Here is a 6,580-nt window from a genome sequence, read left to right on the forward strand (position 1 = left end):
GGACGACCTGCTCCGAGGTGTGACGCTTCCTGCTGTTCGTCATGATCTGACCAGTCTCACTGCCCGGACCCCCGGGCAACAGGACGACTCACACAACCACCGGACCTACCAAACGGGGTCAGCCCACGACCGCACGATCGAATTGGGGGCGAGATGCACGGGCACCGGAGACTCCGTGATCGGTGTACAGGTCATCGCGGCGGACCCCCGCAGCCAAAAGGTCCACTTCTTGGCGATCCGTTGACTGCTGACGGGTGGACACTCGTGCGTAGCCGATCAGCTTTGCCATTTCAGGGTTCTCCAGGTGTCTCGCAACTAATGGTGTGTACTCGTATCTTGTCAATCACTTGCGAGACATAGTTGCGAGAATCGCCGAGCCTCGGAAACTCGCGAACGTTGTTAATGTCCGAAGTCCTCAACATGAGACGTCTCGTAAGCCTAGGGTTCTGAGACAGTTGTCGCAAAGTTGGCGTCGGCTGAAGTCCGGACGACTCACTCGCCGGATTGAGTGGCGCTTATGGCCGCATGGGCAGCCATGGGTACCAGGTCTGTGAGCGAGTCCAACCCGGCCCACAGCGGCTCGTAACGATTTATGGCGGAGCTTCTCTCGACTTCGGGGCCACCGAGACGCAACCGTCGCGTTCGAACAGCAACCTCGAAATACACCGCCTCTTCATTGGAGAGGCCCGGAATGGCGAGGCGTCGGACGATTGTCCCTTCCAGGCCTGTCTCCTCGCGAAGCTCCCGGAGGCACGCCTGCTGAGGCGATTCGTCCAGCTCGACCCCACCGCCGGGAAGTACGCAGTACTTCTTGCCGGCCTTTTCGCGAGCGATGACGAGTACCTCGCCGCCCTCGATAACGACCGCAACTGCCCGAACTCTCACGCGAAGGACTCTAGTCCGGATTCGCGTCGCCATGTGGTGGTTGCTAGTTGGATGTCTCGTAACCTCGGTGTCGCAAAACGCATGAGATACGCGACACCGTCCGACCCACTGGCCACCGGTGAAGGAGACGAGCATCGCCAGGTAGGAATACCGCCCGCTGGCCGATTGGTTCGTGCGTAAGCGTCGTGTGCGCGTAATACAATCGAGCGTCGAGCCGTAGGCTCGTTTCCCATGAAGTTCCTCGACCTCACCCAACGGTTCGTCTCGCAGCATTTTCCGGCCGCGAGCGTCGTCATTCTCGCGGGAAGCACCTCCCGTGAAGCGAGAACGCCGACGAGCGACATCGATGTTCTCATCCTGGGCGACACACTCTTCCCAGACGAACGCACGAGTTTGGCTGCGACGTATCGCTTTGAGGGTGAGATCTTCGAGGTTTTTGCCTACACGGAGGAAGGCTTCGCAACTTGGGCGAACCGGGGATTCGAGCAATATCGACCCGTGATTGTCCAGATGCTCCTAGATGGAATCACGGTGCGAGGTGACGCCGAGCGTGGACGCTATCGACGTGCCTGGTTACCGAGATACGAGAAGGGACCGGTGCTGGATCCCACCGAATCTGCATTTCGTCGTTACGTCTTGACTGACCTGCTCGACGACTACGCCGACGCTACGGATCCGCTGGAGCGTCACATGCTCTCCTCGCTCCTTTTCGAACGAACTGCAGAGTTGATCCTGCTGACGAACTCGCGCTGGATCGGCGCGGGAAAGTACCTTCCTCGGCGTCTCAGAGAGTTCGACGCGGGTCGCGCAGCCGCACTGAGCGCTCCTTTGTTGGACCGCGCTGACGATCGTTTCGCCGCCCAGGTTCAGCACGAGCTTGAACTCGCAGGAGGTCGTGTCCAGGAGGGATTCCATCGGTAGCGACATCCGCCTCACGCCCACTAGCGCACCCGCATGCTGAGGAGAGCCGAGCGCGGGTGCTGGCGGACCGTCCCACGACTAAGACGAAGAGTGTCTCGCAACCTTGGTGTCTCGTAACCCATGGGATACGCGACAGTTTCCCACCCCGTGGGATTGGCCGACGCACACGAGTGTTGAGGACTTCGGACAGAAGTGCCGACGACTCCGGACATCGACACGTCTACCGAGCCGCGGACCGTCACAGGAAGCGCGAGGCGGGCGCCCCGCGCGATCAGTCACTATAGACGCTTCTATAATGCTCCGATAGACTGGGCTATAGGAGGTGGTGACCGTGACTGTCATGGAGATCCCTGCCGAGGCGCGGGCCGCTGTACGGGCTCGGCTGAGGAAGGAAATCGACGACCTGGACTATCGGCGTTCGTTGCGGATTCTGGGGGAGCGTGGGTACACGCAGGTGCGGATCGCGGGGTGGCTGGGGATTGCGCAGCCGTCGGTGACGAATGCGTTGAAGACGGCGACGAAGACGGCGCTGCCGCGGGAGGGTTTCTCGGGTGCATCGCCGTATGAGATCTGCCAGCGATACGCGGCTGGCTTCCTCGAGCGGGAGCAGCTGGTGGACGAGCTCGCACGTTGGCCTTACGCCCCGAGAGGGAAGACGAATCCCGAGCTCGAGCTGGATGATGTGATTGTTCACCCTGAGGGGTCGTGGGCTGAGGTCGAGCAGGCGAGCTATGCCGGTCTGATCGATGACGAGATCTACGAAGAGGTCTTCGAGCGTCGCCACCCGCGAGCGGCGGCCGAGTGAGTCCGGCGGAAGCTGAGCGCCATATCGATCTGATTCGACAGCTCTCCCGGCCGGGTGGGCCCGTGGCGAAGGATGCGCCGACGGCCACGATCAACAACCCCGCCTGGTGGGTCGACGGTGAGTTGACACCGCAGCGTGGGCGACTGTTCGGGCAGCTGCTCGCAGACGCATCAGCGCGCTATCCGGAGGCCAGGGGCGAGAGTAAGGCGCTGGTGCTCGCGGGGCCTCCCGGTGCCGGCAAGGGGAGCGTTGCGGATCGGGTTCTCGGTGCGTCGAAGTCGTCGTACGTGAACATCGATGCCGACGACTTCAAGGCCGCGCTGCTGCGACAGGCGATCGCGGATGGGTCGTACGAGTCATGGATCAAGCCGTCGGCGGTTCGTGACCTGGAGGCCACAGGGGAGCGGCTCTACCCGATGGAGTTGGCGGCTCTCGTTCACGAAGAGTCGTCGGAGCTTGCATCCGCGCAGCGGGCGCGGATGATGACTCGGGGGACGAACATCATCGTCGACACTGTGTTGGGCAGTGAGGCGTCCGCGCTCGAACTCGGCACGCAGCTGGAGCGTGCCGGCTACAGCGTCCACGTCGTCGACGTGGAGGTGCCGTTCGAGGTCTCGGAGGAGCGCATCGTGCAGCGCTGGGCCGAGGCCATCACCGCGGCCGAGGCGGGACAGGATCCACTCGGTGGCCGTTGGGTGCCGAGCGCGTATGCGCGTCCTCTCTTCGACACGGCGCACGGTCGCGCCCGCTCGCAGGACGCTGCAGCTCTACTCGCAGAGAATCCGGCAGTTCAGCGATTCGAACGTCATTTCACATCGATGGAAGAGCACCGTTCCGCAATCGCGGACGGGCGTCGGGCGCAGCCGGCACGAGAGTTGAATCTGGCGCGCCTGAATCCGGGCGGACCGATGGTCGATGCCGCGTACATGAAGCGTGCGCCGACGGCGGCCGTTCGGAAACCCGGATCGCAGAAAGACCTAGGGCGCGGGGGACCGGAGCTGTCCTAAGCGCTCTTCTCCCTTACCCGATATCAAGCCGCCAATGCAGCAGAAAGGACCCTGTCAAGGGGGAGGCTGTGCCTCATCGCGTAGCGACGCGAAGCGCCCTTGACAGGGTCCTTTCTGCTGCGAAGATCCGGCATCGGGTGAGGGGGAATGCGGATCGTAAGCCAGGCTGATTAGCCGTTCTGCTCGCTGTCTGAGGACGCGGCTGCGCTGCGACGTCGTGACGTCTTCGGCCCGGTCTCCGTGATCCCGAGCTTCTTCAACTCGGCCTCCGACCAGCCGTCACTGAGCGCGGCACGGTACAGGCGAGCGCTCTCCCTTTCGGACTCGGCAAGCTGCTCTCGCAGCGCCGCGGTGTCGTGCTGCGCACGGACGACGGCACGCACCGATTCGATGCGCTGATCCAGAAGCTCGCGCGCTTTGCGCTCGGCGGATTCAATCACGTGTTCGGCTGTCATAGCACAACTCTAGCAGGTATGATGAACGCATGGAACGGGAGCAAGCTAGAGACTTAGGTACCCTAAGTCGCTTGCCGGCATTGTGCCGGGCTGTTCCCAACGTGGTCGGGTCGTTGCACTGGGCAGGGGAGGAGAGTCATGGCTGACGCTCCTGTTCCGTCGCGAGTTCGCGGGCGGCGGCGGCGTGAGAACGCGCCGGGCGGCCGCCAGCACACCCACAAGGTGGGAGTGACAGCGGAGGAGGAGGCGCTGCTGCTGCAGCGTGCGCTGGAGGCGGACGTCACCATTCCGCGCCTCATGGTCGAGGCCGCTCTTGCGGAGCATGGCGAGACGTCGACGGATCGTCGTCGGCTTGCGGCCGAGTTCTTCCACACGCGTCGCCTTCTTGCGTCGCTGGCGAACAATGTGAACCAGATCGCGCGTGCGACGAACGCGGGGGAGCGGCCGGGGGATGAGCTGCACCACGCGTTGCGTGCGGTGCGTGAGGTGTCGGCGAAGATCGACGAGTTGCTGCCGCAGTTGGTGAGTTCGCGATGATGCCGAACATCACCCGGGGTGGGAGTATGCCGGGGCTGATCATGTACCTCCGTGGTCCGGGTCGGGCGAACGAGCACACGGCGCCGCACGTTGTCGCGGGACACGATGTGATCGTGGAGTTGGCCGGGCAGGGAGAGCTTTCAGCGGACGCGGGCTTGGACCTCGCGAACGCGCTCGACTTGCCGTCGAAGCTGTTCGGCACGGAGGTCACCGTGCCGGTGTACGACATCGACGAGGAGACCGGTGAGCGAGTCGCGACGGGGGAGAGGCGCGACGCTCACGTGTGGCACTGCTCGCTCAGCGTGAAGGCCGAAGAGGGCGAGCTGAGTGACCAGCAGTGGTCCGCGATCGCGACCGACTTTGTCCGCGAGATGGGTTTCGTCGACGAGGAGGGCGAGCGGTCTTGCCGCTGGGTTGCGATCCGTCACGGCCTGTCCACATCGGGCAACGACCACGTACACATCGCCGTCAACCTGGTGCGCGAGGACGGCACCAAGGCGGACACGCATCGCGACTACGTGCGCGCACAGAAGATCGCCGGCGAGCTCGAAGTCAAGTACCGACTCGACGTCCTGGAGAGCCGACAGCAGAACGCCCGAACCCTCAGCGCGAACAAGCCGGCAGAGACCGCACGAGCCGCGCGCGAAGGCGAGGCGTACACGCAGCGCGACGAGCTGCGCCGACGCCTGCGCACGGTCGCAGCGAACTCGGACTCCGAGAAAGAATTCATCGCCGCCGCACGCAATGCCCGCGTGATCGTGCGCCCTCGATACGAGAAAGGCGGCACGGATCGCGTCGTCGGATACACCGCGGCGATGATCCCCACGAAGGCCGACGAGAAGCCCGTCTGGTACGCACCGTCCAAGCTGGATCGTTCGCTCGGTCTGCCCCAGCTGCGCTCCGGGTGGGAGCACACGAACGCGAGCGAGCTTGCCGCGGTGGATGCCTGGAAGGGTGCGGGCCGCGCCGCCCGGGTGCGCGGTTTTGACGCCCCCGAGAAGGTGAAGGCTGCGCCCGTCTCGGAGATCGCCATGGCGCGTGTGGCAGGTCACGAACCATCGTCGCGCCGCGGGTCCCCTCGGGACACGCCGTCTCCCGCTGTTACTGCGCACGGATTCGCGGGAAGCTGGGGCATGAGGTTTCTCCGCCTGCTGTGGCGCTATCCGGCCATCACCACCACCGTTCTCGTGTTCGTCGGCGTGCTGGTCCTCCACGCCGTCGACGCCACGGTCGCCGGTCGATGGATCGCCACCGGCTACGTGGCGGCGTTCGTCGTCTGGACCCTCGTCGGGATGGTGCGCGATGTGCTCCGCGGTCACGTCGGGCTCGACATCCTCGCCGTGGTGGCGATGGTGGCGACTCTCGCCGTCGGGGAGTACATCGCCTCGCTCATCATCGTGCTGATGCTCTCCGGCGGAGAGGCTCTCGAGGACTTCGCCGGGCGCCGTGCGAAGCGTGACCTGTCCGCCCTGCTGGATCGCTCTCCGCGCATCGCGCACGTGCTCCTGCGCCCGCAGTCCGCGGATTCGGATGAGGTCAGGGATCTGCCCGTCGACGAGGTGGCCATCGGCGACGTTCTGCTCGTGCGTCCGGCGGAGATCGTGCCCGTCGACGGCGAGCTGCTCACCGAGACCGGGACTTTCGATGAGTCCTCGCTGACCGGCGAGAGCATGCCCGTGACCCGCGAGTCCGGGGGCGAGGTGCTCTCCGGCGCCATCAACGGAAGTCGGGCCGTGCGGATCAGGGCCGTGCGCACGAGTTCGGACAGTCAGTACCAGCAGATCGTCGCGCTCGTGCATGCGGCGGAAGACTCCCACGCCCCCGTCGTGCGACTCGCGGACCGCTTCGCCATCCCGTTCACCGCGGTCTCGCTCGTGCTGGCCGGAACCGCGTGGGCCCTTTCCGGGGATGCGACGCGCTTCGCCGAGGTACTCGTGCTCGCCACGCCGTGCCCACTCCGGATCGCCGCA

Annotated in this window: 6 protein-coding genes and 3 pseudogenes; 6 read left to right on the top strand and 3 right to left on the bottom strand. The window is 64.7% G+C overall.

The genetic code is table 11. From position 1 onward, the window contains the following. Positions 1-127: 127 nt before the first annotated feature. A pseudogene (locus KZA10_RS05630) lies at positions 128-289 on the bottom strand (recombinase family protein); the annotation flags it as partial. Positions 290-492: 203 nt separating this feature from the next. Continuing rightward, the gene (locus KZA10_RS05635) at positions 493-918 is read right to left on the bottom strand and encodes an NUDIX domain-containing protein (protein WP_206475384.1); all 426 of its coding nucleotides are present in this window, start codon (positions 916-918) and stop codon (positions 493-495) included. Between the two features lie 198 nt (positions 919-1,116). Here KZA10_RS05635 and KZA10_RS05640 point away from each other — a divergent pair, with 198 nt between their 5' ends. The 3 genes from KZA10_RS05640 to KZA10_RS05650 all read left to right on the top strand — a co-directional run bounded on the left by KZA10_RS05640 (position 1,117) and on the right by KZA10_RS05650 (position 3,618). Then, positions 1,117-1,806: a nucleotidyltransferase domain-containing protein gene (locus KZA10_RS05640; RefSeq protein WP_218682385.1), complete on the top strand. Its 690-nt coding sequence runs from the start codon at positions 1,117-1,119 to the stop codon at positions 1,804-1,806. 331 nt (positions 1,807-2,137) lie between these two features. Further along, a complete protein-coding gene (locus KZA10_RS05645) occupies positions 2,138-2,611 on the top strand; it encodes a hypothetical protein (protein ID WP_218682386.1) in 474 nt (157 codons plus the stop codon). A 62-nt stretch (positions 2,612-2,673) separates the two neighbouring features. Then, complete coding sequence (locus tag KZA10_RS05650; RefSeq protein WP_218682387.1) at positions 2,674-3,618, top strand: zeta toxin family protein; 945 nt, start codon at positions 2,674-2,676, stop codon at positions 3,616-3,618. Between the two features lie 170 nt (positions 3,619-3,788). On the opposite strand, the gene KZA10_RS05655 is transcribed toward KZA10_RS05650, so the two are convergent. After that, positions 3,789-4,073 carry a hypothetical protein gene (locus tag KZA10_RS05655; RefSeq protein ID WP_067117683.1) on the bottom strand — a complete coding sequence of 95 codons (285 nt, stop codon included), beginning with the start codon at positions 4,071-4,073 and terminating at the stop codon, positions 3,789-3,791. A 138-nt stretch (positions 4,074-4,211) separates the two neighbouring features. Between KZA10_RS05655 and KZA10_RS05660 the strand changes: the two genes are divergently transcribed. From KZA10_RS05660 to KZA10_RS17765, 3 genes and pseudogenes are all read left to right on the top strand, one after another. After that, complete coding sequence (locus KZA10_RS05660; RefSeq protein WP_137772169.1) at positions 4,212-4,610, top strand: MobC family plasmid mobilization relaxosome protein; 399 nt, start codon at positions 4,212-4,214, stop codon at positions 4,608-4,610. A 41-nt stretch (positions 4,611-4,651) separates the two neighbouring features. Next, positions 4,652-5,164 (top strand): annotated as a pseudogene (locus tag KZA10_RS17760) (relaxase/mobilization nuclease domain-containing protein); the annotation flags it as partial. A gap of 579 nt (positions 5,165-5,743) precedes the next feature. After that, a pseudogene (locus KZA10_RS17765) lies at positions 5,744-6,580 on the top strand (heavy metal translocating P-type ATPase); the annotation flags it as partial.

This window comes from Microbacterium sp. BF1, assembly GCF_019279095.1.
Classification (GTDB): Bacteria; Actinomycetota; Actinomycetes; order Actinomycetales; family Microbacteriaceae; genus Microbacterium; species Microbacterium maritypicum.